Raw genomic sequence first — 26,306 nt, 5'->3', positions numbered from 1 at the left:
GAGGTTGGGGCACATCAGTCCATGGCTAAGGGCTCGGTCCAGGTCACGCACACCGGAACTGCACGCTGGCGGCGCCGGACGGCCGTCTACGGCTCGGTCGCCGAGGCCCTGGCCGCCGCGGCGGACGGCGATGTGCTGCTGCTCGGCCCCGGCACCTACCGCGAGAACCTGGTGATCGAGCAGGCCGTGACGGTGCGCGGCCCCCAGGACGACCGGGACGGACCGGCCCGGATCGCACCGGCCGAGGGCGTCCCGCTGACGGTCCGGGGTTCGGCGACCGTGCGGGATCTGCTGATCGAGGGCCAGGACACCACCGCGCCGGCCGTGTTGGTGGAGAGCAGCACCCCCGAGCTGACCGGGCTGCGGGTGCGCACCACCTCGTCCGCCGGCATCGAGGTGCGGGCCGGGGCGCGGCCCACGGTGCGGGGCTGCGCGGTCGGCAACGCCACCGGGGTCGGGGTCAACGTCACCGACCAGGCGGGCGGGCTCTTCGAGGACTGCCGGATCACCGAGTCGGGGCAGGCCGGCATCACCGTGCGGGGCCCTGCCCATCTGCGGCTGGAGAACTGCCGGGTGGAGCGGGCCTCGGGAGCCGGCCTCGCGGTGACCGGCGACGGCAGCGCGGTGGACGCGCTCGGCCTGGTGGTCGAGCAGATCAAGGGCGCGGGCGTCAGCCTCGCCGACCGGGCGACGGCCCATCTGACGGACTGCCGGATCGGCGGGACCACGGGCGACGGGATCACCCTGGAGCGGGACGCGGTCCTCACCCTGGCCGACAGCCGGGTCACCGACATCCCGGAGAACGCCCTGGACCTGCGCTCCCGTTCGGTGCTGACGCTGATGCGCACCCGGGTGACCCGGTTCGGCCGCAACGGCGTCTCGGCCTGGGACCCGGGCACCCACGCCGATGCGCACGACTGCGAGATAGCGGAGGGCACCGGCGACTATCCGGCGGTCTGGGTGAGCGACGGCGCGACGGTGGTGCTGGAGTCCTGCGCGCTGCGCGCGGTGCCGGACGCGCTGTTCGTGCTGGACACCGGATCCCGCGTCGACGTGGTGGACAGCACCATCGACGAGGTGCGCGGCTCCGCGGTCTCGGTCAGCGACGGGGCGACCGCCCGTCTGGACACCTGCCGGATCACCGAGGTCGGCACCGGCGCCTGGTTCCGGGACGAGGGCAGCGGCGGCTCGGTCACCGGCTGCACCATCGAGCGGGCCAGGACGGGCCTGATCGTCACCAAGGGCGCGGATCCGGCCGTCTCCGACACCACCGTGCTGGCGCCGTCCGAGGCCGGGGTCTATGTCTCGGCCGGCGGCGTGGGCCGCTTCACCCGCTGCCGGGTCGCGGACTCCGGCGGCTACGGCTTCCATGTGATCGACGGCTGCCGCGCCGAGTTGACCCGCTGCCGCACCGAACGCTGCACCCGGGGCGGCTATGTGTTCGCCGAGGGAAGCCCGGTGGTGAACGACTGCCAGAGCGACGAGGCGACGCCCCCCGGCGCGGAAGCCGCCACGGACCCCGCGCCCGCCCCGGAGACCGCCCGTTCGACGACACCGGCACCGGCACCAACGCCGCCGCCCCCGGCCGCGCCCGAGCCGACGCCGGCCGACGAGCCGACGTCCGACGAGTCGGGGAGCCGGCCGGCGGACGAGGTGCTGGCCGAACTCGACTCCCTGGTGGGCCTGGACACCGTCAAGACGGAGGTGCGGGCGCTGATCGACATGATCGAGGTGGGACGGCGCCGGGTGAAGGCGGGCCTCAAGGCCGCCTCGGTCCGCCGCCATCTGGTGTTCACCGGCTCCCCCGGCACCGGCAAGACCACGGTGGCGCGGCTCTACGGGGAGATCCTGGCCTCGCTCGGGGTGCTCGGGAGCGGGCATCTGATCGAGGTGTCCCGGGTCGACCTGGTGGGTGAGCACATCGGTTCGACGGCGATCCGCACCCAGGAGGTCTTCGAACGGGCCAAGGGCGGCGTGCTGTTCATCGACGAGGCGTATGCGCTCTCGCCCGAGGACGGCGGCCGGGACTTCGGCAGGGAGGCGATCGACACCCTGGTCAAGCTGATGGAGGACCACCGGGAGTCGGTGGTGGTGATCGTCGCCGGCTACACCGAGGAGATGCGACGCTTTCTGGCCACCAACCCCGGGGTCGCCTCGCGCTTCTCCCGCACCATCGCCTTCGGCGACTACGCCCCCGAGGAACTGCTCAGCATCGTGCGCCAGCAGGCCAGGGAGCAGGAGTACGACCTGGCCGAGGGCACCGAGGACGCGCTGGTGAAGCACTTCACCGCGATGGACCGGGGCCCCTCGTTCGGCAACGGCAGGACCGCCCGGCAGACGTTCGAGTCCATGGTGGAGAGCCACGCAGGCCGGGTGGCCAGGCTGCCCGATCCGAGCACGGAGGAGCTGACGCTGCTCCACCCGGCCGATCTGCCGCCGCTGCCCTGACTCAGCCGGGGGCGCTCTCCCACGCCGGACCCGACGGCTGCCCGGGCAGCGGGGCCTCGACGTCCCTCGGCAACCGGTGCATCAGGGCCGAGCGTTCCTCGGCGAACGCGGGATCGGCCGCGTAGTCGCCGTGTCCGAGGATCGGCTCGGGCAGCGGGGACCGCAGATTGCGGCCGTAGTGCAGCGGATCGGCCAACGCCGGCCGGTCCACCGGCACCCGCCCCGGCACCGCGACGCCGATCGGCCCGCCGATGGGGTCGGTCTCGCGCCACAGGTTGCGCCAGCAGCGAAGGTCCTCGTCCAGCGCGCGCAGCGCACCGGGCCCGAAGTAGGCCGGAAACCACCGCCCGTAGAGGCGTTCCAGCGGCGAGCCATGGGTGAGGAGCGCGATCCGGCTGCGCGTCGCGTTGTCCACCTGCCAGACCGCGGCGGCGGCCAGCACGCTGCCCTGCGAGTGGCCGGAGATCACCAACCGGCCGCCGGTGGCGTCGATCCAGGTGCTCATCCGCCAGGACAGGTCGGGCACCGCGCGCTCCGCGTAGCAGGGCGGGGCGAACGGATGCGCCGCACGGGGCCAGAACGTGCCCACGTCCCAGAGGATGCCGACGGTGCGGCGGGCGCCGGCGTCCCGGTACGCCCGGCGGCCCAGCGCCAGCAGCAGCACCACGCCGGCGCCCATCAGCCAGGAGCCCAGCCCCTGACAGGCGTCGGCGACCGCCTCGACCAGCGCGGGCGCGCCGTCCGCGGCCTGGGACGGCGTCTCCCTGCCGAGCGATCCGGCCACCGTGCCCACCCCGAGGAGCAGGCTGGCGCCGGCGATCCAGCCGACCAACGGGCCGGCGGACTCCGTCAGTTCGGCGCGCGCTATGGCGGAGGCGATCCGCCGGCTGCGGTCCCGGTCGGCCGGGCCCTTCTCCCCCGGGTAGCGGCCCCTGACGGTGGGCTCCAGCTCGCGCCGCCGCCGCAGCACCCGCAGCACGCCGGCCATCGCCAACCCGAGCAGCACCAGCAGCAGCGGCGGGATGGCCGCGGCCTCCCAGCTGAGCATCACCGGCGGGCCGGCGATCCGCGCCTCCGGCGCCCCCGGCACGGCGGACGGATCGAGCCAGTCCGCTATCCGCTGCGCCACTCCCCCGGTGAACACCCCCGCCAACGCACAGGCCAGCAGCGCCACGGCGGCGCCGGCCAGACCGGCGACGGCGCCCCGTTCCCCCTCGTCGGTCGAACGGTGCAGCCGGTAGGCGGCCAGGGCGACCCCCGTCACCAGCAGCCCCTGGACCACCACCAGGGCGGGGAAGACCTCGCTGCCGGCGGGCATCCTGCCCTCCGTCCGCCACTCAGGACGGCTCCAGGCGGTGTGCGCGAGCACCAGCGCCAGCAGGGCCATCGCGCCCCAGGGCAGCGCGCGCCCCACGGGCGGCTCGGGACGGTCGTCCGGCTCCCACTCGCTGCGGCCGTGCCTGACCTGCTGAACGATCAGAACCAGCCAACCCGCCCCGATCAGCCCCAGCAGCGCCAGACCGGCGCCGGCCAGCGCCGGCTCGCCGTCCGCGCCCCGGTCGTGTTCCGCGGTGGCCAGGGCGAGCGCGCTGGCCACCGTCAGCAGACCGGCCGCCACATGCGCGGCGCGCAGCCTGGCGACCAGCACCCGGCCGTACCAGAACCCGGGGCGGCTCAGCACCGCCTCCTCGCCGTCCGTGCGGGGACGCACCGGCGGCGAGGCCGACTCGTAGGCGCTCCAGGTGCGGTGCGAGAGCCACCACAGCAGCCCCAGCAGGGCCAGCGGCAGGACCGTGGCCAGCATCAGCCGGCGGCCCGGCTGCCCCCACCAGTCGTGCCCGGCCCAGGGCTCGATCCAGGCGGCGCCGGCCGCGCACTCGGCGGACCCGGCGCACTGCCAGGCCACCAGATCGAGCGCGACCGCGCAGGCCCCGGCGGCGAAGAGCACCGTCAACGAGAGCGCGGTGAGCCGCACCAGCAGATCGTAGGGGCGGTGCGCCCGGCTGGCCTCCCGGCGGGCGGGCCGCATCCAGTGCGCGACATTGACGATCATAAAGGGCAGCAACAGCAGCCAGAGCGCACGGGCGCCGTTGCCCGAGGTGAGGTTGGACCAGGAGTACGCCTCCCGGACCGGCCTGCTGTCGCTCCAGGGACGGTCGTCGAGATCGTCCGTCCTGCGGTGGATGCTGGCGGTGGCGTCGCCCGTGATCCGGGTGGTGCGGGCGTCCTCCAGCATCTCGGTCGGCGTGGCCCCGCCGACCCCGTGCACCAGTAACTCCATGGCGGGCGGCCGGCTGTCCTGCCCCGCCGCCTCGCGCACGCCGCCCTCGGCCATCAGCCCGCTCCCCCACCCACGGCGCACGTCCCGCGCGCCTCCTCGACAGAACCCTTTCCGGCCGTGGCCTTGTGAACCACCCCGGAAGTGTGGATGTTGAGCATGACAGGATGAACCGCAGCGAGGACGTGGGAGGTCCTGTGAGCGACAACCAGAACCTGCTGGCCGGCCAGCGGCGGGCGCTCATCCTGGACGAGGTGCGCCGCAGGGGTGGCATCCGGGTGAGTGAGCTGACGCGCATGCTTCAGGTCTCGGACATGACGGTGCGGCGGGACCTCGATGTGCTGGCCCGCCAAGGGGCGTTGGAGAAGGTACACGGCGGGGCCGTGCCGGTGGCGGAGCGACGCACGCACGAGCCCGGGTTCGAGGCGAAGTCCGCGTTGGAGCTGTCCGCCAAGAGCGCCATCGCGCGGACGGCGGCCGGCCTGGCCAGCCCGGGCAGCGCGGTGGCCCTCTCGGGCGGCACCACCACCTTCGCCCTGGCCCATGAGCTGTTGGAAGTACCGGAGTTGACGGTGGTGACGAACTCGGTGCGGGTGGCCGACGTGTTCCACCACGCCCGGCAGGCCGCCGAGCCGGGCGGGCCCGAGGCCGTGGACGCGGCCCGGGTGGTGTTGACGGGCGGCGTGCGCACGCCGTCCGACGCGCTGGTGGGCCCGGTGGCCGACGCGGCGATCGCCTCACTCCACTTCGATGTGCTCTTCCTGGGCGTGCACGGCATCTCCGTCGAGGCGGGGCTCTCCACGCCCAACCTGGCCGAGGCCGAGACCAACCGCCACTTCATCCGCTCGGCGCGGCGCGTGGTGGTCGTCGCCGACCACACCAAGTGGGGTACCACGGGCCTGAGTTCGTTCGCCTCGCTGGACGAGGTGGACACCCTGGTGACGGACGCCGGGCTGCCGGACGCCGACCGGGAGGAGATCGCCGAGCATCTGGCCGAGCTGCTGATCGCCGGCGGCGAGTCGCTGGAAGAACGCCCGGCCTGACCGGAAGGGCCCGGCGCGTCCCGGGCGACTGTCAGTGCCCCCTGCCAGAATCGCTCATATGAACGAAGAGCGGGTGGCGCACTGCGCGCTGGCCGAGTATCCGGACGGCTCCGTGCGGATCGTCCCGCTGGACGCCGCCGGGCGGCGGGCCGGCGCCGAGGAGGCCGCGCCCGGCGCCGCCGAGGCGGTCGGGGCCAGGCCCTGGGTGACGCGCTGGATCTGGCGGTCCACGGCCTCGGTCTATCCGGCGGTGCTGGCCGCCGGTGGCCGGGTCGAGCGGTGCCACGACGTGGAGGCGGCCGAGGCGGTGCTGCTGGCGTACGAGGGCGCCCGGGGCCGGCCGCGTTCGCTGGCCGCCGCGCTGGCCCGGCTCACCCGGCAGCCCGAGCCGGCCGATTCGCCCCCGCCGTCGCCGACCGACCAGCCCTCCCTCTTCGACACGGCCCCGGCCCCGCTGCCGGGCGACGCCGACCCACTGGCCGCGCTGCTCGCCGTGTACGCGGCGCAGCGGGAGCGGATCGCGCTCACCGAACACCCGGGCCGGATGCGGCTGTTGCTGGCCGCCGAGTCCGCCGGCACGCTGGTGGCCGCCGAGCTGCGCAGGGCCGGGCTGCCCTGGCGGGCCGATATCCATCGCCGGCTGCTGGACGAGCTGTTGGGCGAGCGCTATCCGGGCGGCGCCGAGCCGAGGCGGCTGACGGAGCTGGCCGAGGAGATCTCCACCGCGTTCGGCGGCGCCCGGGTGCGGCCCGATCTGCCGGCCGAGGTGATCCGGGCCTTCGGCCGGGCCGGCGTGCGGGTGGAGAGCACCAGGGCCTGGGAGCTGCGGCGGATCGACCACCCGGCGGTGGCGCCGCTGCTGGAGTACAAACGGCTCTACCGCATCTGGACGGCACACGGCTGGTCCTGGCTGCGCACCTGGGTGCGGGACGGCCGCTTCCGCACGGAGTATGTCGTCGGCGGCACGGCGTCGGGGCGTTGGACCACCCACGGCGGCGGGGCCCTGCAGATCCCCCGGGTGGTGCGCCGGGCGGTGGTGGCCGATCCCGGCTGGCGTCTGGTGGTCGCCGACGCCGCACAGCTGGAGCCCCGGGTGCTGGCCGCGATCTCCGGGGACCGCGGGCTGATGACGGTGGCCGGCAGCCCGGACGACCTCTACACCAGGCTCGCCCGGCAGGGCTTCTCCGGCGAGCGGGATGCCGCCAAGCTCAGCCTGCTGGGCGCGATGTACGGGCAGACCTCGGGCGACGGGCTGCGCCATCTCGCCGATCTGCGCCGCCGCTTCCCGGCGGCCGTGGCCTGCGTCGACGACGCGGCCCTCGCCGGCGAGCGCGGCGAGTCGGTGCGCACCTGGCTGGGCCGCACCTGCCCGGCGGAGGACGAGGACGGCACGGCCCCCTCGGGCCCGGCGGCCCGCGCCAGGGGCCGCTTCACCCGCAACTTCGTGGTCCAGGGCACGGCGGCCGAATGGGCCCTGCTGATGCTGGCCGCGCTCCGGGGAAGCCTGCGCGAGCTCCGCGCCGAGCTGGTCTTCTTCCAACACGACGAGGTCCTGGTGCACTGCCCACACGAGGAGGTCCCCGAAGTCACCACCGCCATCACAGCCGCCTCCTCCTCCGCCGCCCGCCTCGCCTTCGGCGAGACACCGGTCGTCTTCCCCTTCACCACAACCGCCGTCGAGACTTACGCGGACGCCAAGTAGCCCTACTCGGGCGACGTCAGGCCACGGACCCAAGCCCTTCGCGGAGCCCTTCGCGGAGCCCTTCGCGGGCGGCGCTGGGCGGCAAAGGCGAAGCCCTTCGCGGGCAGCGGGGCGCGGCAAGGGCGGAGCCCAGCCGAGACAGCACAGACGACGATCACCGGGCGCAGCAGCCCGGCCAGCCCCGCCGCGACGGTAACACTGACAACAACTGCCAAGCGCGGGGCCCTGCGCGGGCGGCGGGAGGCGCAACCCTGCCAGGACCACACCCACGACAGCCGCCGAGTGCAACGGCCCGACCCACGCACGGGGCAACGCCAAGCCCCGCGAGCGTGCACGGCCGGCCGCCTGCTCCGGCAAGGCCGCCCAACTCGGACAACGCGGGACACCCGCCGAGACGGCACCGGCGACAACCGCCAAGAGCGGGGCCCTGCCAGGGGGCCGCGCGGGCGGCGCGAGGCCCGCATCAGTGGCCCGCCGCCGGGGCGCGGCAACGCGACCCCAGCGCGGGGCCCCGCCAGGGAACTGCGCGAGCCCGGTGAGCGTCAACGGCCCACCGCCGGGGCGCGGCAACGCCGCCCAGCGTGGGGGCCCCGCCAGGGGCCGCGCGGGCGGCGCGAGGCCCGCGTCATCGGCCCGCTGCCGGGGCGCGGGCAACGCGACCCCAGCGCGAGACGGCAGAGACGAAACCCCACCAGGACCACACCCACGACAGCCGCCGAGTGCAACGCCCCGACCCACGCACGGGGCAACGCCAAGCCCCGCGAGTGTCAACCGCCGGCCCCTGCCGGGTGCGGCAACGCCGCCCAGCGCGGGGCCCTTGCCAGGGGCCGCGCGGCGCTGCCTGGCCAGGCTCCCGTGGGGAGAGGCGGGGGCGGGCCGCAGGGGCAGGGCGGGTGGCGATGAGTTCTGGGGTTGGGGGTGGTCTGCCCTGGGACCGAAGAACACTCAATCGAACCCACCGGAGGTGGATCCCCATGGCATCCGCACAGAACATCGAGGGCCTCGGCGTGCTGATCGGCAGCACAGATATCGAACCGCTGATCGCCTGGTACCGCGCCGCGCTCGAACCGCTGGGTGCCCGTTGGGAGGAGCATCTGCTGATGGTCGGCCCGGGGGCCATCATCGGCTTCGACCAGCGGGACGATGTGGCGCCGAAGGCGGCCGAGCCGGGGCGCCATCTGGTCAACATCTCCGTGCGCGACATCAGGGCCGCCCAGGAACACCTCGACTCCCTGGGCGTCACCTGGGTACGCCCCGTGGAGGACAACGGCGGCGGCTGGCTCTTCTCCACCGTCGAGGACCCGGACGGCAACTACCTCCAGCTCATCCAGGGGCCGAAGGGCTCCTGAGCCGTGTGGCGGCCCGGGGTCAGCTGGTGTAGCCGGGCGGCAGCTCCTGGCCCTGGGCGCCGTGCCGGGCGACGAGGTCGACGGCGGCGGCCATCCGCACCGCGGCCTGCTCCGCCACCGGGCCCCGCACGGTGAACGGCACCCGCACATAGCCCTCGAACGCTCCGCCCACGCCGAAGCGCGGGCCCGACGGCAGCCGGACGCCACACCGTTCGCCGGCCTCGGCGATCCGGGATCCGGAGAGCCCGCCGGTGCGCACCCAGAGGGTCAGCCCGCCGGCCGGCACGGTGAACTCCCAGGTGGGCAGGTGCTCCCGCAGGGCGCGGACCATGTCGTCACGGCTGGCCCTGATCTCGTCGCGGCGCTGCTCGATCGCGCCCTGCCAGCCGCCGGAGGTCAACAGCCAGGCCACCGCGAGCTGTTCGAGGACCGGGCTGCCGAGGTCGGCATAGGCCCGGCGGGAGATCAGCCCTCTGATCACCTCGGGGGCGGCGCGCACCCAGCCGATGCGCAGCCCGGCCCAGAAGGTCTTGCTGGCCGAGCCGACGGTGATCACGCCGGCCCCGCCGTGGTCGAAGGCGCTCATCGGACGCGGCGGCCGGCGCGCGGGCTCCTCGTCCAACGCCAGGTCGACCATGGTCTCGTCGACCACCAGCACCGTCCCGGCGGCCCGGGCGGCGGCCACCAACTCGCGTCGCTGGTCGTCGTCGGCCAGGGCGCCCGTCGGGTTGTGGAAGTCGGCGACCACATAGGCCATCCTGGGCGCCGCCTCGGTCAGGGTGCGGCGCCAGGCCGCCAGATCCCAGCCGGGGGTGCCCTCGGTCATCGGCACCGGCACCAGCCGCGCCCCGGCGTCCCGCATCAGCTGGAGCACATTGGCGTAGGACGGATGCTCGACAGCGACCCGTTCCCCGGCGGCGAACATCCGGCAGAGCGCGGCCATCGCGCCCATCGCGCCGGTGGTGACCATGATCTGCTCCGGCATGGTGGGCACACCGCGCGCGGTGTAGCGGTCGGCGAGCGCCTGTCGCAGCGCCGGCAGCCCGGCGGGGAAGTCGCCATGGGTGCGCGCGGCCGGCGGCAGCGCGGCCAGCGCGGCCTGGCAGGCGCGGGTGAGCCAGGGCTCGGGCGCCGGCAGCGCGGCGCAGCCGAGGTCGATCATCGAGCCGACGGCCTCCGGTGGCAGCGGCTCCAGGCCCCGGGCCGGCAGCGGTCGGCCGGCCGGCACCGCCGTCCAACTGCCGGCGCCGCGCCTGGACTCCAGAAAGCCGTCGGCGCGCAGCGCGTCGAAGGCGGCGGCGACCGTGGTGCGGCTGACGGCGAGCGCGCCGGCCAACTCGCGTTCCGCCGGCAGCCGGGCGCCGACCGGCACCCGTCCCTCCAGCACCAGCAGCCGTACCCCGTCGGCGAGCGCCCGGTAGGCGGGGGTCCGCCGCGCGCCCGGCGACCGCTCATAGCGCTCCTGGGAGGTCAGCAGCCGTGCCAGCTGCCCCGTTCCGACCGTTGAGGTCCACTCGGGCATCAGATTCAGTCCACCTTTCCCGCATTGGCCGTACCCAAGGCGCCAATCCGCGCCGGAGAGTGCACTTGGACTCGGGGCACCAGTCCAATTCAAGCACCTTCGCCACCAAGGGGGTCACCCACCGATGCGCCCTTTCCCTCGCCGAATCCCTCGCCGGCTCCCACGCCACGACCCACGCCAGTTGCCACGTCGCCTGGTCCGGCTCTACGCCGGACTGCTGCTCTACGGCGCCAGCGCCGCCCTGCTGCTGCGGGCCGGGCTCGGGCTCGACCCCTGGGACGTCTTCCACCAGGGGGTGAGCGAACACACAGCGATCTCCATCGGCATGGTGAGCATCATCACGGGCGCCCTGGTGCTGCTGCTCTGGATCCCGCTCCGCGAGCGCCCCGGCCTGGGCACGGTCTCCAATGTGGTGCTGGTCGGACTCTCGATGGACGCCACCCTGGCCCTGGTGCCGACGCCCGGGGGGCTGGCGGCGCGGATACCGCTGATGCTGTTCGCCGTGCTGCTCAACGGGCTCGCCACCGGCCTCTACATCTCCGCCGCCTTCGGCTCGGGGCCGCGCGACGGGCTGATGATCGGGCTGAGCCGGCGCACCGGCCGCTCGATCCGACTGGTGCGCACCAGCATCGAGTTGGTGGTGCTGCTGACGGGAATCCTTCTCGGCGGCACGGCCGGAGTCGGTACCGTGGTCTACGCCCTCGCGATCGGCCCCCTGGCGCAGTACTTCCTGCGGGTGCTGACGATCCCCGACGCGTCGGCCGGAATGGATTTCGAAGTCCGGCGACAGCGGGGTATTCTACGCCCTTGGTCCCGCCGGATGGACCGTGACCGCGAGCCATCCTCGATGGACGCCGGGTGACATCCCCCTCTCAGATGTGACAAACCGGGCGGTGGTGGGTACAAGAAGGGGCGGTACGACGGGCGACGCATGACCTACAACGGGAATCTTCACCGCCGACCGGACGTTGACCGGATTGATGATGACAGCGACACCTGTCCTGTGGGCGACCAGCCCGGGAGGCACGATTCATGAGTGAGCGAGCTCTGCGCGGCACGCGGCTCGTGGTGACCAGCTACGAGACGGACCGCGGCATCGACCTCGCGCCGCGTCAGGCGGTGGAGTACCAATGCCAGAACGGGCATCGGTTCGAGATGCCCTTCTCGGTCGAGGCCGAAATTCCTCCGGAATGGGAGTGCAAGGTCTGCGGCGCCCAGGCCCTGCTGGTTGACGGCGAGGGCCCGGAGGAGAAGAAGGGAAAGCCCGCACGAACGCACTGGGACATGCTGATGGAGCGGCGCACCCGAGAGGAATTGGAAGAGGTGCTGGCCGAACGGCTGGCGGTCCTGCGCTCGGGGGCGATGAACATCGCCGTGCATCCCCGGGACAGCCGCAAGTCCGCTTAGCCCGACCCGCCGATCGGCGGTTGCCACACACCCGAGAGAGGCCCGCGTCACCAAGTGGTGACGCGGGCCTCTCGGCTTTCCCCCGCCGGACCGTCTCCGGTCCCGCCCTAGGGGGCGATGACCGCGGCGGTGGTGCGTCCGCCGTCCACGTCCAGCACGGTGCCGTGCACAAACGCCGCGTCGTCCGAGGCCAGATAGACCGCGGCCCGGCCGATGGCGTCCGGCAGGCCATGGCCGCCGGCCGGGGTGCCGTTCATCATGACGTCGCCCGGGTGCGCATCGGCGCTCGCCGGCAGCGGCGGATGGACCACCCCGGGCGAGATCGTGTTGACCCGGACCCCACGCGGCCCAAACTCGGCGGCCCATGCGCGGGTGAGGGTCTCGACCGCGCCCTTGGAGGCGCTGTAGACCGGCGAGACCGGGACGCCGAGCCGGACGATCCAGGAGCCCAGGTTGATCACCGCGCCCCCACCCGCCTCGGCCATCGCGGGCGCCAGCGCGGCGGTGAGGAAGAACGGCGCCTTGACGTTGACCCCGATGATCCGGTCGAACAGCTCCTCGTCGGTGTCGGGTGTGGTGTGCATCGGGTAGATGCCGGCGCTGTTCACCAGGATGTCGACGCGGCCCCCCAGCACCCGGCGGGCCTCGGCGGCCAACGCCCGGGAGGCGTCGGCACTGCCGTCGAGGTCGGCGGGCACGAAGTCCGCCCGACCGCCGGCCGCGCGGATCGCGGCGACGACGTCCTCGCCCCGTTCCTTGTTCCGTCCGGACACCGCGACATGGGCGCCTTCGGCGGCGAGGGCCGAGGCCACTGCCTGGCCGATATTGCTGGTGGCCCCGGTCACCAGGGCGGTCTTCTGCGAAAGTCGGTCGGTCACACTCACGATGGGCTCTTCTCCAAGGGTCACAGGGGGTCGTTCGCAGCCGATGGTCGCTCCGGAAAAATGGACCCGCAAGTCCAGTCTGGTTAGCCTGGGCATCGGGACGCACCGGACATCCGACCGGGCGCCGGCGGAAGGAGAGCGATGCCTGCGACGTTGACGGCCAAGGGACGGGCCACCCGCGACCGCATCGTGCGCGGGGCCGCGACGGTGCTCCGGGAGAAGGGCGTCGGGCTGACGACGCTGGACGACATCCTGTCCCACACGCGCACCAGCAAGAGCCAGCTGTTCCACTACTTCCCCGGCGGCAAGGACGAACTGCTCCTCGCCGTCGCCCACTTCGAGGCCGACCAGGTGCTCGCCGACCAACAGCCCTACCTCGGCTCCCTGGACTCCTGGGAGGCGTGGTACCGGTGGCGGGACCGGGTCGTCGAACGCTACGAGGAGCAGGGCGAACGGTGCCCGCTCGGTTCGCTGTTCCTCCAGGTCGGCCGGGACACACCGGGCGCCAGGGCGATCGTGGTCAATCTGCTGCACCGCTGGCAGGAGCAGCTGGCCACCGGCATGCGGGCGCTGCGCGACGCGGGGCGCCTGCCCGCCGACTTCGACATCGACCGCAGCGCGGCGGCCCTGCTGGCCGGCCTCCAGGGCGGCGTGGCGATCCTTCTCTCCACCGGCCGCTCCGACCACCTCCGCGCGGCCCTCGACGAGGGGATCGCCACCCTCCGCCGCGGCCCCGGACCAGCCGGGCCCGGGCGGGTTGTCCCCTGACGTCGGTGACACGCGTGGTGGGTCGAGCGCGACGGACCGGCGGCGATCAGCGGGGGGTGGCCTCGCCGACGTGGTCGAACGACCGGTCTCCGGGACCGGTCGTTCGCCGCCGATGTCAGAGGCCCTTCAGCACCCGATCGAGTGCCGCGCGCCCCGCCGGCCCCCAGTGCGGCTTCCCGCCGGGCAGGCCCCGCTCCCCGTTCTGGCCCATCAGCATCAGGAACAGGCTCTTCATCGCGGCCAGCCCCCGCGCCCGCCGGACCGCCGCCTCGTCCGCCCGCGCATAGCGGTCGAAGAACCGCGAGGCGCCGCCCGCCGGGAGCAGCACCCAGGCGGCCGCGAGGTCCCAGGCCGGGTCGCCGGCGAAGACGTCCCCGAAGTCGATGACGCCCGCCAACGTCCCGTCCGCGACGACGACGTTCGCGGGATGCAGGTCGCCGTGAACCCACACGCGGGGGCCCTCCCACCCGGGCGCCGCGGCCGCTTCGTCCCATACGGCCTGGATGTCGCCCCCGGAGAAGCGGCCGAGGTCCACGGCCTCCAGGAAGTACTCGAAGCCCGCCGTGGACTCCTTGGGGTGACCGCGACCGTCCAGGGCGTCCGGCGCTTCGGCGGGCGCCGCCACATGCAGCGCCCCGAGGAAGGCCGCCAGGGTGTCGGCCGCGTGGTCGACCCGGGTGATCGAGCCGTGCTCCAGCGGCGTGCCCTCGACCCATGTCATGACGGTCCAGATCTTGGGGAAGCGCTCGGAGGGCGCACCGTCCCGCACCGGGGTCGGGATCGGCAGCGGCAGGCGCGAGGCCAGGGCGGGCAGCCACCGGCGTTCCTTGAGCTGCGGATCCGCGGTGGTGTCCATCCGCTGCATCCGGACCACCAACTCGTCCCCGAGGCGCCACATCTGGTTGCCCCAGCCGCCCACCACCTCGCGGACGGGCAGCGCGGCCAGGTCCGGATGCTGGTCCCGCAGCAGCTCGCGGACCAGGTGCTCGCTGATCTCGATCTCGGTTTCGGTTTCGGTTTCGCTCATGCGGGGGCACCTTACGCGGCGCGGCATGGTGAGCGGGCGGCGCGTGAGCGGTCAGTTGTTGTCGTCGCCGGACGGGGGGTCGTCGTCGCGGACGACCTCGCCGGGAACGACGCGGTCGTCGGGCCGCCGGCCCTGCCTGCGGCGGGCCTCGTCCGTGGCCTGGCGGAAGGCCGGGCCGACGGGCCAGGTGCGGCGTTCCACCGAACGGGCGACGCCGCGCCGCATCAGGCGGGCGGTGGGCGGGAAGAGGCAGAGCAGCCCCAGCGCGTCGCTGATCAGGCCGGGGATCATCAGCAGCAGGCCGCCCAGCATGGTGAGCACCCCGCCGCCGGCGGGCGAGGCGCCCTGGGGCTCGGGTTCGCCCTTGGCCTGGGCCGCCAGCCGGTGCCAGGCGCGCCGCCCCGCGTGGCGGATCACCAGGGCGCCCACCACCACGCCGGCGGCCAGCACCAGGAAGACGGTCAGTCCGCCGGCCGCGCGGCCCAGCAGCGTCAACAGCCAGATCTCCAGCAGGGCCAGCGCGGCGACCGCGACGGGCAGCAGCGCCAGCGGGCCGCGTCTGCGGCGGGCCGCGCGGGTGGCACCGGTGTGCCGGGCTCGGTACGGGTCAGGACTACCGGTTGTCATGGTGCAAGTGTGCCTGCCGTCGGAAGATTTTTCCGATGCGGGTGGCCACCCCCCAGGCCGTGACCCGCCAGAGCGCCTCGATCACGATGTCGCGGCTCATCTTGCTGTTGCCATGGGCGCGTTCGACAAAGGTGATGGGCACTTCGACCACGCGATGTCCTGATCTGATCGCCCGGTGGGCCAGATCGACCTGGAAGCAGTACCCCTGGGAGGCGACATCGGTGAGGAAGGCGCCGTCCAGCACCCGGGCGCGGAAGGCGCGGAAGCCGCCGGTGACATCGCGGATCGGGAGGCCGAGCACCAGCCGGGAGTAGGCGCTGCCGCCCCGGGAGAGCAGCTGACGGTAGCGCGGCCAGTTGACGATCCGGCCGCCCGGCACCCAGCGGGAGCCGAGCACCACATCGGCGCCGGCCAGCGCGGTCAGCAGCCGGGGCAGCTCCTCGGGCTGGTGGGAGCCGTCACCGTCCATCTCGACCAGCACACCGTAGCCGCGTTCCAGGCCCCAGCGGAAGCCGGCCAGATAGGCGGCGCCCAGGCCCTCCTTGCCCGGCCGGTGCAGGACATGCACGCCGGGGTCGGCGGCGGCCAGCTCGTCGGCGAGCTTGCCCGTGCCGTCCGGGCTGTCGTCGTCGGCGATCAGCAGGTCGCACTCCGGCATGGTGGCCCGCAGCCGCTCGACCAGCGGTGGCAGGTTGTCGGCCTCGTTGTAGGTCGGGATGATCACCAGGACCCGGCCCAGCGGCGGGTGGGCGCGTGCGCCGTCCCTCACCGGTTCACTCCTTCCGCTCCCCCGCGTTCTCCGTCCCGGCACCGTCCGCGCCCGCCCGGCGGCGGGCCAGCCTCGGGCCCGCGCCCGTCCAGGCCCACGCCAGCAGGCCGCCGACGGCCAGCGCCCACTCGGGGGCGGCGCCCACCCGGTCGGCAACCGTACGGTCGTCGCGGAGCGGCAGCTCGGCCACCAGAACGTCCTGGGTGAACTCCTCGGTGCGCTGCTCGATGGTGCCGTCGGGGGCGACCACGGCGCTGATGCCGCTGGTCGCCACGGTGACGATGGCCCGGCCGTGCTCCACCGCGCGCAGCTGGGACATCGCCAGCTGCTGTTCCGGCTGTCCCGTCCTGCCGTAGGTGGCGTTGTTGGTCTGCACGACCAGCGCGCGGGCGCCGTCGTTGACGGTGTCCCTGACGATGTCGTCGTAGGCCACCTCGAAGCAGATCACATCGCCGATCCTGGCCGGGCCGACGTCCAGCACGCCGGAGCTCTCGCCGGGCCAGAAGTCGCGCGGGACCCGCTCCAGGCGGGAGATCACCTTGCTCAGCTGGTCGCGGAAGGGCACATACTCGCCGAACGGCACCGGATGCTGCTTGGTGTACGAGTCGCCGGGGCCGGTCTCCGGGTCCCAGACGATGCCCTGGTTCTCGACATAGCCCTCCCGGGTGGGGTGGTCGACCAGGGCGCCCACCAGGATGGGCACCCCGACGGCGCGGGCGGCCTGGTCGATCGCCGCATGGGCCTCGGGCCGGCGGTAGGGGTCGAGGTCGGAGGCGTTCTCCGGCCAGAGCACCAGGTCGGGGCGCTCGGCGCGGCCGGCGGCGACGTCGTCGGCCAGTTCGAGGGTGGCCTCCACATGGTTGTTGAGGATCATCATGGGCCGGCCGAGGAAGTCCATTCCGGCCTGCTGCACATTGCCCTGCACCACCGCGACCGTGACGGTGTCGGCGGCGGCCGTGGGCACCGGGACGGCGTAGCCGCCGGCGCCGACGGCCACGGCCAGGCCCGCGCCGCCCAGCGCCGGCAGCAGCGCGCGCGGGCCGCGCGCGCCGGCCCCGAGGGTGGCGCGCAGCCGCAGCGCCGTCCAGGCCAGCAGGGCGGCGGCGAGCGCGACCGCGAAGGTGACCAGCGGGGCGCCGCCGATGGCGGCCAGCGGCGTGAACGGGGTGCTGGTGTTGGCGAAGGCGATCCGTCCCCAGGGGAACCCGCCGAACGGGACGCGGTCGCGCGCCCATTCCTCGGCGACCCAGAGGCAGGCGGCCCACAGCGGCCAGAGCCGCAGCCTGGCCGTCGCGGCGAGACCGGCGCCCAGCGGGATGAAGAACAGCGCCTCGATCACCGAGAGGCCGATCGTGGCGTCCCAGCCGATCACCCGCAGCCAGCTGAGCAGGCCGACGAAGAACGGCACGCCCATGACGAAGCCCAGCCAGCCGCCGCGCCCCGCGCTCCTGCCCCGGGTGAGCAGCGAGAGCGCGGCCACCGCGAGCAGCGAGAGCGGCCAGATGTCGTAGGGCGGGAACGCCGGCACGAGGGCGAGCCCCGCCAGGGCGGCGAGCAGGGTGGCGGGCCAGTCGTGTCGCAGCGCGGCGACCAGGCGCCGCAGCCGCCCGGGGCGGTGTGACGACACGGGGGTGGCGGCCGGCGGCTGGTCGCCGGCCGGCTCGGCGGGCGCGACGGAACCCGGGCGGATCCCGGGGGAATCGTCCGTCGCGGTCGTCTCTGGGCCCGGTGGCACCACGGTCGTGGCCTCTCTGGGGAACGGGCGATGATGAACGACCGTACCTCGAATGCCACGACGACCGGTCACACGGTCCGGCTCCGGGGGCGGGCCCGGCTGCGGATCGGGACCCGGCGCCCTTCGGTCCGACCCGGGACCCGCTGGCTGCGGGTCGACCGAAAGCCGTTGTCTACTGAGCGTCCGGGCCCCGCCCCGGGTCGCACCCGCCGGCCGGGCGAAACCTCCCGCCCCCGTGCCGCGGACACTGGACCTGGCTCCCGGTGGCGGGATGCCGGCGTGGCACCCGCCCTCTGGCCCAGCAGCGTTCGACGACTGCGCGAAGGAGCGCCGGCCGGACGTCCTGTGGTGGACCCGGCCGAACCTACCCGTTGCCGACCGCTGGCTGTCAACACACCTCTGACCTGCGTTTTCCCCTTAAAGCGGCTGGTCAGTGCGGAGTGGGGGCGCTCGTTCGACCGGCGGAGCACACGTCGTTCGGCGGTATCACCGGCGGTGAGATCACTCGTTCAGCCGGTCGTACACGATCTGCCCGCCGACCACGGTGCGTTGACACTCGGGCAGCGGCGTCCCGGGGGTCAGGTCGGGCAGCCCCGGGGTGCCGGACCTGGGGTCGGTGGACCAGCGGGCGACCCGGTCGTCGGGGGCCTGGACGAGGAGTTCGCCGGTGTGCCAGACCGCGTAGTCGGCCGGTGCGCCCGGCACCAGAACGCCGGCGTCGTCCCGGCCGACGGCCCGCCAGCCGCCCCTGGTGTGGGCGGTGAAGGCGGCGCGCACCGAGATCCGGTGCGCCGGGGTGCGGTGGTGGGCGGCGGCGCGCACCGCGCCCCAGGGGTCGAGCGGGGTGACGGGCGCGTCGGAGCCGAAGGCGAGCGGCACGCCGGCGCGGGCGAGGGCCGCGAACGGGTTGAGCGCGGCGGCGCGTTCGGCGCCCAGCCGGGCGGCGTACATGCCGTCCGGGCCGCCCCAGGTCGCGTCGAAGGCGGGCTGGACGGAGGCGGTCATGCCGAGCGCGACCAGCTCGCCGATCAGCGCGTCGGTCAGCAACTCGGCGTGTTCGACCCGGTGGCGCAGGGCCCGGACCCGGTCCGGGCCGACCCGTTCGGCGGCGGCCCTGGTGCCGCGCAGCACGGTGTCGACGGCCGCGTCGCCGATGGCGTGGAAGCCGGCCTGGAGGCCCGCCTCGGTGCAGACCGCGACATGGGTGGCGATCTCCTCCGCGGTGAGGTGGGCGACGCCGGTGCCGGGGGCGTCGGCGTAGGGCCGGCAGAGGTGGGCGGTGTGCGAGCCGAGGGAGCCGTCGGCGAAGAGGTCGCCGGCGGCGCCGAGGGCGCCCAGTTCGCGGATGCGGCGGACGTCCTCGGGGTCGGTGACGGCTTCCGCCCAGTAGCCGATGACGCGGGGTCCTGGTTCGGCGTCGGTGAGGGCCAGCAGCGCGACCAGGTCCTCCTCGCTGGAGATCTCGGGCCCGGCGCATTCGTGGAGGGCGCCGATGCCCTGGGCGGCGGCGCGGTTCCGGGCGGCGCGCTGGGCCTCGGCGCGCTGGCGGGGGCCGAGGGTGCCGTAGGCGGCCCGGCGGACCGCGTGGTGGGCGTCGCCGGTCAGCGGCTGGTCCTCGGCCCAGCCGGCGCGGCCGGCGATGCCGGGGACCAGATCGAGGAGGGCGGTGGTGGCCAGCGCCGAGTGCGCGTCGACGCGGGAGAGGTAGAGCGGTCGGCCGCCGGCGGCGCGGTCGAGTTCGGCGCGGCCCGGCGGGCGGCGCTCGGGCCAGCGGGCGGCGTCCCAGCCGTGGCCGAGCAGCACCTCGTCGGCCGGGCGGCCCTCGGCGTAGGCGGCGACGGCGGCCAGCGCGGCGTCCAGGTCGGGCGCCTCGCCGAGGTCGAGGCCGGTGAGGGCGAGCCCGGTCGCGGTGGTGTGCACATGGGCGTCCGTGAAGGCGGGGGTGACGAGGGCGCCCGCCAGGTCCACCGTCTCGTCGGCGGAGTCGGCGAGCGCGTCGGCCGCCGCTTCGGAGCCGAGCCAGGCGACGCGGTCCCCGGTGACCAGCATGGCGGTGGCGAACGGATCGGCCGGGCTGTGGATCTCGCCCCGGCGCAGCAGCACGGAGGCCGGGCGCGCGTCGGAGGTGGTGCGTGGGGTCATGGCCCAAGTCTCCCGGCTCGCCGGGGGTGCGGGCGGCGCCGGGGTCGTCAGATCCGGGGCGGCCTGGCCTCGTAGGGGGTGGAGAGCACCACCGTGGTGCGGGTGGAGACGCCGGCCAGGGTGCGGATGCGGGCCAGCAGGTGCTCCAGCTCGACCGGGGCGCCGACCCGTACCTTGAGGATGTAGCTCTCGTCGCCGGCGACGCTGTGGCAGGCCTCGATCTCGGCGACCCCGGCGAGCCGGTCGGCGATGTCGTCCGGGGCGCTGGGGTCGAACGGTTTGACGGAGATGAAGGCCGTCATCGGCAGCCCCACGGCGTCGGGGTCCACGATGGCGGCGTAACCTCTGATCACGCCACGCTGTTCCAGGCGGCGTACTCGTTGGTGGACGGCGGAGGTGGACAGGCCGGTGGCCTTGCCCAGGTCGGTGTAGCTCATCCGCCCGTCCTTGACGAGCAGTTCCACGATGTGCCGGTCCAGTTCCTCCACGATTCCGTAACCTACCCGTACCGTCGACGGGGTGCGGCACCCCTGGGGCGCCTGGAGCGGTCGAACGGTACATCCGTTCGTCGCCGAACTGTGATGAAGACCACAAACGCTGCCCCACGCGTCCTGGGGTCGCACGATTATCCGCCGATCGCCACGGGCAACTCTTGCAGTGGCCGATATCTGTGCCGTCCAAGGGGGATGTATGCACCGGCTTCAGCCACCCGGACGTGCCCGGAGCGGCGCCACGTTGACGATTCTTGAGGAGACCGACCAGGAGATGGGTGACGATTATCGCCCCGATGGGCTCGACGAGCTTGCTGAGGTGGAGGCGCTGCGGGTGGTCTGCCCGGAGTGCAACCGCTCCATCGCGCTGGCCGCACACGACGAGCCGCTGCCCCAGCACGCGCTCTGCTCCACTCCGTTCAACCCGTTCGGCCTGACGGTCTGTTCCGGCTCGGGTGTCGAGCCCGGCGAGACCGGCTGGGTGGCGCAGGTGGCGCTGCCGTCCGTGGGCGAGGCGCTGTCCCTGGCCGCGCTCCCCGACGGCCTGGACTGGCGTCTCCAGCCGTTCTCGCACGCCGCGGGCCCGGCGCCGGCGCTGCGGCAGGCCGCCTGAGGGGCCCGCCGCCGCTCCTCCGCTAGCCGGCCGCGTCCTTCAGCAACTCGCGAGCGATGACCAGGCGTTGTATCTGGTTGGTGCCCTCGACGATCTGCAGCACCTTCGCCTCGCGCAGATAGCGTTCCGCCGGGTAGTCGGCGCTGTAGCCGTAACCGCCCATCAACTGCACCGCGTCCACGGTGACCCGCATCGCCGCGTCGGTGCAGAACAGCTTGGCCATCGCGGCCTGGGCGGTGAACGGCGCGCCCGCGTCGCTCAGCCGGGCGGCGGCGAGGCAGAGGGCGCGGCCCGCCTCGATCTGGGTGGCCAGCTCGGCCAACAGGAACTTGGTGCCCTGGAAGTCGGCGATCGGCCGGCCGAACTGCCGGCGGCGCGCGGTGAAGGCCGCCGCCTCCTGCCAGGCGGCGCGGGCCAGCCCGACGGCGCAGGCGGCGATGCCGAGACGGCCGGCGTCCAGCGCGGCCAGGGCGATGGGCAGGCCGCGCCCCAGCTCCCCGATGCGACGGGTGTCCGGGATCCGCACCCCGTCGAAGTGCAGCTGGGCGGTGGGGGATCCGGAGAGTCCCATCTTGCGTTCGGGGGGTGCGGCGGTGAGCCCCGGGGCGTCGCCGGGGACCAGGAAGGCGGTGATCCCCTTGGGCCCGTCCTCGCCGGTGCGGGCCAGCACGGTGTAGAAGTCGGCGATCCCGCCGTGGGTGATCCACGCCTTGGTGCCGGTGATGACCCAGTCGTCGCCGTCCCGCACGGCGCGGGTGCGCAGGCTCGCCGCGTCGGAGCCGGCGGTGGGCTCCGACAGGCAGTAGCCGCCCAGCAGTTCGCCCTCCAGCATGGCGGGCAGCCACTCGGCCCGCTGGGACGTGTCGCCGAACCGGGCCAGCGCGTGGCAGGCGAGGCTGTGCACGCTGACGCCCATGCCGACGGTCAGCCGCGCCGCCGCCAGCTCCTCCAGGACCCGCAGATAGACCTCGTAGGGCTGGTCGCCGCCGCCGTACTCCGACGGGTAGGGCAGGGCGAGGAGCCCGAGCCGGGACATCGCGGCGAAGGTCGCCCGCGGGAAGACCCCGGCCGCCTCCTGCTCCGCGGCCGGCGGCTGGATCTCCTTGGTTGCGAACTCCCGGGCCAGGCCGAGCAGTTCGCCGGCCTCGTCGGTGAGCCCGAGAGGCCCGGTGGGCGGACCGGCTGGGCCGTTCCGAGTGGTGGTGGCCATAACTCCTCCATGCGTGGCGGGTACGAGTGGCCCGCCGTGCCCCTCGCGCCGGCGATGGCCGGTGGGCGAGCGGATGACGATCAACGGATGGATGCGGCGGTGCCGCGCGCTACTCGGGGCAGCCGGGGTTCTCGGCTTCCACCGAGAGGGGTGCTCCCTGAGGGACCATATAGGTGGCGTAGAGGACCACCGGCTCGTCGCCGAGGTTGCGCCCCACATGGACGTGCCCGGGGCCGTGGGGTTCGACGAACGAGTCGCCGGCGTGGGACACCTCGACCGTGCAGTCGTCCAGGGTGCGGGTGAGGGTGCCGGAGGCGATCACGGCCAGCAGCGGACCGTCGTGGTAGTGCCAGCCGGTGGAGCCGCCGGGCTCGATGGTGATCACCCGGTGCACCACGTCCGTCGGGCCCTCGGTGTCGATCCGCACCCCGTGCGGCGCGACGCCCTCGGCCAGCGTCTCCGACTGCACCCGCTGGGTCCCACCGGAGCCGGCGACGGACGCGGAGGGGAAGGCGACCAGCACTAAGGGCCCGGCCAGCGCGGCGAAGGTGCCGGCCCGCCTGATGGGACGTCCGCCCCGCATCAACGTCCTCCTCCGGCCGTCAACCGCCCACGCTCGTGCATCTGTTCCGCCTTTCTCAGGGTCCGAAAAGTGGTCCGAAAAATGTTCCGGGGATCTCGCCTCGGTAGGCCGATCATGCCCAGCGCCCGGCGCGGCGACGCGCGCCCCCTGGCACACCTGTTCAACCCTCCGCCGGCGGGCGCGCCCCCGGCGGGTCGGCCCGGGCACCCGGGGTGGCCGGCGGCGAGAAACGCGGCATGACCGTCGAGCGGATCGTCCGGGCCCTCGGTGACGGCCCGCGGCTCACGGGTGCTGCCGCCCGTGCCACCTCTGCCATCTCTGGGCCTCCCGCCCGCGCCGCTCCGCGCCCGGCGCTCCAGGCCGGCGCCGGCCAGGACAGGGTAGGCGATCCCGACGGTCGGCGATGCCACGCGCGGGGCGCTGGCCAACGGCGCGTCAGGAGGGCGCGCGCTCCGGCGCGTCCGCCGGGGCGGGCGGCGCCGCCGCCGGCTCCTCGGGGCCGGCGGCGCCGATCTGGCGCAGGGCGACGCGGGCCGGGACGGCGAGCCAGGTCCGCCGCGCGGGTGGTGCGTTCACGGGGTCCCTCTCGTCCGGTTCCGGGCAGGGCGGCCCACGACCGTCCGACTCGGGCCGTGGTCCGGCCGTTTCCGGAAGGCGGAGGGAGCGGGGCCCGGCCTCAGGCGAAGCGGTCGGGGTCGCCGGCGCCCCGGCGCACGATCTCCGCCTCGCCCTGCGAGAAGTCGACCACCGTGGTGGGCACCGTCCCGCAGTCCCCCGAGTCGAGCACGGCGTCCACGACATGGTCGAGCCGTTCCTTGATCTCCCACCCCTGGGTCAACGGCTCCTCCTGGTCCGGCAGCAGCAGGGTGCTGGAGAGCAGCGGCCCGTCGAGCGCGGCCAACAGCGCCTGGGCGACGGGGTGTTCGGGAATCCGCACGCCGATGGTGCGCCGCTTGGGGTGCAGCAGCCGGCGCGGCGCCTCCTTGGTGGCCGGCAGGATGAAGGTGTAGCTGCCGGGGGTGGCGGCCCGCACCGCGCGGAACACCGTGTTGTCTATCCGCGCGAACTGGCCCAGCTGGGCGAAGTCCCGGCAGACCAGGGTGAAGTGGTGCCGGCTGTCGAGCTGCCTGATGGAACGGATCCGGTCCACGCCCCGGCTGTCCCCCGGCAGACAGCCGAGGGCGAAACAGGAGTCCGTGGGATAGACGATGAGTCCTCCGTCGCCGAGGATCTGAACCGCCTGGTCGATCACGCGACGCTGTGGGTTCTCCGGGTGCACGTCGAAGTATTTCGCCATGCGCCCGAGCTTAGGCTCCCGCCGGGCCCCCGACGCCGGCGCCCGGCGGGCGTGCCGCCGGGCGCCGGATGCCGGGCACCCGCTCAGCGCGGCAGCAGCCTGATGGTGGCCTCCCGCGCCGGTCCGGCGACCATCGGATCGACATAGGCGCTGCCGTAGCGCTGGTACTTGCTGCGGTAGGCCGCGTCGATCGCCTCGATGGCCGCCGGGTCGGTCTCCTCGGCGAAGCGCACGTCGCGGTCGATCCCGCCGGCCTGGACATGCCCCTCGCCACGCGCCCGGGTGGTTTGGAACCAGACGCCGTCGCGTCCCCGATAGGAGCGAACGTAGAGATCGTCGTCGTGCCGCACCACCCAGATCGTCACCGGGCCGTGGGCGGTGCCGTCCTCGCGCAGCGGGGCGATCTCCAGTTCGTCTGCGGTGCCGATGGTGTCCAACTCGTCGCTTGTCCAGGTCGCCATCCGGGCTCTCCCTCTCGTCGGATCCGTGCCGATGTGGCTCCTCCGGACATCGGCCACTCCCCCTCCCGACTGGAGTGCGAGTGCCCGGCGAAGCGGCCGAACGGCGGTGAGCGGGAGGGATCCCGACGGCGTTCGGGCGACCCCCCGGCGTGGTCGACGGGTCCGGAGCGCGCCATGATGTCCGGCATGTCGACACTGCTACACCTTGATTCCTCGGCCCGGGACGGGGCTTCGGAGTCGCGGGCCATCACCGCGGCCTTCGCCTCGGCGTTTCGCGCCGCGCACATGGACAACGTGGTGCTCCGCCGTGACCTGCACGCCGATCCGCCGCCCCATCTGCCCGACGCCGGACTGCACTGGGCGCCGGGGCTGCGGGAGCCGGGCGAGCGCCCGGGGTGGGCCGCGGCGGAGATGCAACGGATCCTCATCTCCGAACTCCTCGCCGCCGACGTGGTGTTGATCGGGTTCCCGCTCTACAACTACGCGCTGCCCTCGACCGTCAAGGCATGGCTCGACCATGTGCATGTCCCGGGGTGGACCGCCCCCTCGGCGATCTCGGGTGCCCCGCTGGCCGGACGTCCCGTGGTGCTGGCCACGGCGCGGGGCGGCGAGTACGGCACCCGTGGGGTGAACCGGCAGCGCGACCACGCGACCCCGGTGCTGGAGCTGGTGCTCGGCGAGGAGATGGGGATGTCCGTGACGGTGATCGCCGCCAACCTGACCCTGGCCAACCGGACGCCCGCCCTCGCCCGGCATGCCGACCGGGCCGCCCGCGAGCTGAAGAGCGCGCTGTCGCTGGCCACCGAACTCGGCGAACGGCTCGGCGCCGGCCGGCGTTAGGGCGCGCCGGCCGGCGTGCGGGCGCGTGGCGTCCGGTCGGGGGGCGGCCGGCCGGTCAGGCCGCCTCGTCGAGGAGTCGGCGGTGTTCGGCCGACAGCTCAAGGGCGACGCCGGCGAGCGCCTCGTCCAGCTGCTCGGGGCTGCTGACGCCGACCACCGGGACGAGGGGCGGCCGGCCGCCGGTGAGCCAGGCCAGGACGACCTGGTTACGGCTCACCCCGAGGTCCGTCGCCACCCGCTCCAGGGCGGCCAACCGCCGGGTGTTGCCCGGGTGTTCGAACTCCTCGCCCAGGGGCCGGTCGGTCCTGGCGTAGTAGCCGTTCAGCAGGACGGTGTAGACCCACAGGCTCAGCCCAGGCTCGGTCTCGACATAGTCGAGGGTCTCGTCCGTGACCCAGCCGAACCGGTGCGGCAGGGCGGGGACGCCGGGGCGGGGCTTGAGGTAGGAGTGGCGCAGTTGCAGCGCGGTGTACCCGGCCCAGCCGTGCCGCTCGGCGATGCCACGGGCCCGCTCCACCCGCCACAGCGCGTGGTTGGAGGCGCCGATCCTGGCGACCGTTCCGTCGGCGACCAGCCCGGCGAGCGCCTGGGCCGTCTCCTCAAGGGGGACGCCCCGGTCCTCGGTATGGGTCCAGTAGAGGTCGATCCGGTCGGTGCCGAGCCGGCGGAGACTGCCCCGCGCGGCGGCCCCGACCGCGTCGCCCGACAGTCCCTGCCGGTTGGCCGGCCACTCCCCCTCGCCCTGCGGCTGGGCGCCCGTCTTGGTGCTGAGGGACACCCGGTCGCGCATGCCGGGGCGGGCCGCCAGCCACCGGCCGATGACCGTCTCGCTCTCGCCGCCCCGGCCGTCCGGCTCGTGCCAGAAGGTGTAGCAGTCGGCGGTGTCGATCAGCGTGCCGCCGGCGTCCACGAACCGGTCCAGCAGGTCGAACGCCGTCGCCTCGTCCGTCCTGGTGCCGAAGTACATGGTGCCCAGCGCGAGCGGTACCCCCGTCGATTCCGACATGGAACTTTCCCCCTCTGTCTGCCTTTTCTCAGATGCCGAGATATTTCTGGTAACTCAGCACGGTTTGCCCGGTGTTCGCCGGGTTTCCCGTGCTGTCCGTCAGC

General features: G+C 74.1%; 24 protein-coding genes. 9 read left to right on the top strand and 15 right to left on the bottom strand.

The annotated features are described in order from the left end of the window. The first annotated feature begins 21 nt into the window (after nt 1-21). On the top strand, nt 22-2,448 hold the full coding sequence (locus AOM46_RS26465) for a right-handed parallel beta-helix repeat-containing protein (protein ID WP_062215901.1): 2,427 nt from the start codon (nt 22-24) through the stop codon (nt 2,446-2,448). Between the two features lies 1 nt (nt 2,449). Here the strand turns inward: AOM46_RS26465 and AOM46_RS26460 are convergent, their stop codons facing one another. Beyond that, nucleotides 2,450-4,783, bottom strand: a complete 2,334-nt coding sequence (locus AOM46_RS26460) for a hypothetical protein (protein ID WP_062215899.1) — start codon at nt 4,781-4,783, stop codon at nt 2,450-2,452. Between the two features lie 140 nt (nt 4,784-4,923). Between AOM46_RS26460 and AOM46_RS26455 the strand changes: the two genes are divergently transcribed. From AOM46_RS26455 to AOM46_RS26445, 3 genes are all read left to right on the top strand, one after another. Beyond that, nucleotides 4,924-5,769, top strand: a complete 846-nt coding sequence (locus tag AOM46_RS26455; RefSeq protein WP_062216277.1) for a DeoR/GlpR family DNA-binding transcription regulator — start codon at nt 4,924-4,926, stop codon at nt 5,767-5,769. 58 nt (nt 5,770-5,827) lie between these two features. Next, entirely contained in the window at nt 5,828-7,471 is a 1,644-nt protein-coding gene (locus AOM46_RS26450) for a bifunctional 3'-5' exonuclease/DNA polymerase (protein WP_062215897.1), read from the top strand. Between the two features lie 974 nt (nt 7,472-8,445). Continuing rightward, nucleotides 8,446-8,820 (top strand): VOC family protein, encoded by a 375-nt coding sequence (locus AOM46_RS26445; RefSeq protein WP_062215895.1) that lies wholly within the window; start codon nt 8,446-8,448, stop codon nt 8,818-8,820. Between the two features lie 19 nt (nt 8,821-8,839). Here AOM46_RS26445 and AOM46_RS26440 read toward each other — a convergent pair whose 3' ends face one another. Further along, nucleotides 8,840-10,342: a PLP-dependent aminotransferase family protein gene (locus AOM46_RS26440; RefSeq protein ID WP_062215893.1), complete on the bottom strand. Its 1,503-nt coding sequence runs from the start codon at nt 10,340-10,342 to the stop codon at nt 8,840-8,842. A gap of 124 nt (nt 10,343-10,466) precedes the next feature. On the opposite strand from AOM46_RS26440, the gene AOM46_RS26435 reads away from it, so the two are divergent. Together AOM46_RS26435 and AOM46_RS26430 are read left to right on the top strand one after the other, a co-directional pair. After that, nucleotides 10,467-11,204, top strand: a complete 738-nt coding sequence (locus tag AOM46_RS26435; RefSeq protein WP_067226598.1) for a YitT family protein — start codon at nt 10,467-10,469, stop codon at nt 11,202-11,204. Nucleotides 11,205-11,374: 170 nt separating this feature from the next. Next, the gene (locus AOM46_RS26430) at nt 11,375-11,749 is read left to right on the top strand and encodes an RNA polymerase-binding protein RbpA (RefSeq protein WP_062215891.1); all 375 of its coding nucleotides are present in this window, start codon (nt 11,375-11,377) and stop codon (nt 11,747-11,749) included. A 107-nt stretch (nt 11,750-11,856) separates the two neighbouring features. Here AOM46_RS26430 and AOM46_RS26425 read toward each other — a convergent pair whose 3' ends face one another. Beyond that, on the bottom strand, nt 11,857-12,627 hold the full coding sequence (locus AOM46_RS26425; protein WP_062215889.1) for an SDR family NAD(P)-dependent oxidoreductase: 771 nt from the start codon (nt 12,625-12,627) through the stop codon (nt 11,857-11,859). Nucleotides 12,628-12,774: 147 nt separating this feature from the next. Between AOM46_RS26425 and AOM46_RS26420 the strand changes: the two genes are divergently transcribed. Then, the gene (locus tag AOM46_RS26420; RefSeq protein ID WP_062215887.1) at nt 12,775-13,401 is read left to right on the top strand and encodes a TetR/AcrR family transcriptional regulator; all 627 of its coding nucleotides are present in this window, start codon (nt 12,775-12,777) and stop codon (nt 13,399-13,401) included. Nucleotides 13,402-13,516: 115 nt separating this feature from the next. Here the strand turns inward: AOM46_RS26420 and AOM46_RS26415 are convergent, their stop codons facing one another. The 6 genes from AOM46_RS26415 to AOM46_RS26390 form a co-directional block, all read right to left on the bottom strand. After that, entirely contained in the window at nt 13,517-14,428 is a 912-nt protein-coding gene (locus tag AOM46_RS26415) for an aminoglycoside phosphotransferase family protein (protein ID WP_062215885.1), read from the bottom strand. A 51-nt stretch (nt 14,429-14,479) separates the two neighbouring features. Further along, nucleotides 14,480-15,055: an FxsA family membrane protein gene (gene fxsA, locus AOM46_RS26410; protein ID WP_067226595.1), complete on the bottom strand. Its 576-nt coding sequence runs from the start codon at nt 15,053-15,055 to the stop codon at nt 14,480-14,482. Then, complete coding sequence (locus tag AOM46_RS26405; protein ID WP_062215882.1) at nt 15,042-15,824, bottom strand: polyprenol monophosphomannose synthase; 783 nt, start codon at nt 15,822-15,824, stop codon at nt 15,042-15,044. Before AOM46_RS26405 ends, fxsA begins: the two co-directional genes overlap by 14 nt. A gap of 4 nt (nt 15,825-15,828) precedes the next feature. Continuing rightward, on the bottom strand, nt 15,829-17,559 hold the full coding sequence (lnt, locus tag AOM46_RS26400; RefSeq protein WP_370592771.1) for an apolipoprotein N-acyltransferase: 1,731 nt from the start codon (nt 17,557-17,559) through the stop codon (nt 15,829-15,831). 501 nt (nt 17,560-18,060) lie between these two features. Then, nucleotides 18,061-19,701: an amidohydrolase gene (locus AOM46_RS26395; protein WP_062215880.1), complete on the bottom strand. Its 1,641-nt coding sequence runs from the start codon at nt 19,699-19,701 to the stop codon at nt 18,061-18,063. A 47-nt stretch (nt 19,702-19,748) separates the two neighbouring features. Beyond that, nucleotides 19,749-20,189 carry an Lrp/AsnC family transcriptional regulator gene (locus AOM46_RS26390; protein WP_062215878.1) on the bottom strand — a complete coding sequence of 147 codons (441 nt, stop codon included), beginning with the start codon at nt 20,187-20,189 and terminating at the stop codon, nt 19,749-19,751. Nucleotides 20,190-20,391: 202 nt separating this feature from the next. On the opposite strand from AOM46_RS26390, the gene AOM46_RS26385 reads away from it, so the two are divergent. After that, complete coding sequence (locus AOM46_RS26385; protein WP_067226592.1) at nt 20,392-20,805, top strand: hypothetical protein; 414 nt, start codon at nt 20,392-20,394, stop codon at nt 20,803-20,805. Between the two features lie 22 nt (nt 20,806-20,827). Here AOM46_RS26385 and AOM46_RS26380 read toward each other — a convergent pair whose 3' ends face one another. The 5 genes from AOM46_RS26380 to AOM46_RS26365 form a co-directional block, all read right to left on the bottom strand. Further along, nucleotides 20,828-22,015: an acyl-CoA dehydrogenase family protein gene (locus AOM46_RS26380; RefSeq protein WP_062215875.1), complete on the bottom strand. Its 1,188-nt coding sequence runs from the start codon at nt 22,013-22,015 to the stop codon at nt 20,828-20,830. A 109-nt stretch (nt 22,016-22,124) separates the two neighbouring features. After that, entirely contained in the window at nt 22,125-22,598 is a 474-nt protein-coding gene (locus AOM46_RS26375) for a cupin domain-containing protein (RefSeq protein WP_062215873.1), read from the bottom strand. Between the two features lie 435 nt (nt 22,599-23,033). After that, on the bottom strand, nt 23,034-23,174 hold the full coding sequence (locus AOM46_RS34285) for a hypothetical protein (RefSeq protein ID WP_158920686.1): 141 nt from the start codon (nt 23,172-23,174) through the stop codon (nt 23,034-23,036). A 100-nt stretch (nt 23,175-23,274) separates the two neighbouring features. Next, entirely contained in the window at nt 23,275-23,895 is a 621-nt protein-coding gene (locus tag AOM46_RS26370) for an L-threonylcarbamoyladenylate synthase (RefSeq protein WP_062215871.1), read from the bottom strand. A gap of 83 nt (nt 23,896-23,978) precedes the next feature. Continuing rightward, a complete protein-coding gene (locus tag AOM46_RS26365; protein WP_062215869.1) occupies nt 23,979-24,356 on the bottom strand; it encodes a DUF2255 family protein in 378 nt (125 codons plus the stop codon). A 186-nt stretch (nt 24,357-24,542) separates the two neighbouring features. Between AOM46_RS26365 and AOM46_RS26360 the strand changes: the two genes are divergently transcribed. After that, nucleotides 24,543-25,196 (top strand): FMN-dependent NADH-azoreductase, encoded by a 654-nt coding sequence (locus tag AOM46_RS26360; protein ID WP_062216271.1) that lies wholly within the window; start codon nt 24,543-24,545, stop codon nt 25,194-25,196. A gap of 55 nt (nt 25,197-25,251) precedes the next feature. On the opposite strand, the gene AOM46_RS26355 is transcribed toward AOM46_RS26360, so the two are convergent. Further along, the gene (locus AOM46_RS26355; RefSeq protein WP_062215867.1) at nt 25,252-26,202 is read right to left on the bottom strand and encodes an aldo/keto reductase; all 951 of its coding nucleotides are present in this window, start codon (nt 26,200-26,202) and stop codon (nt 25,252-25,254) included. Nucleotides 26,203-26,306 lie beyond the last annotated feature (104 nt).

Origin of the sequence: Streptomyces sp. NBRC 109706, from assembly GCF_000974485.1 — a bacterium.
Classification (GTDB): Bacteria; Actinomycetota; Actinomycetes; order Streptomycetales; family Streptomycetaceae; genus Streptomyces.
Note: the sequence above shows the minus strand (reverse complement) of the source record. Positions and strands in the feature narration are given on the sequence as shown.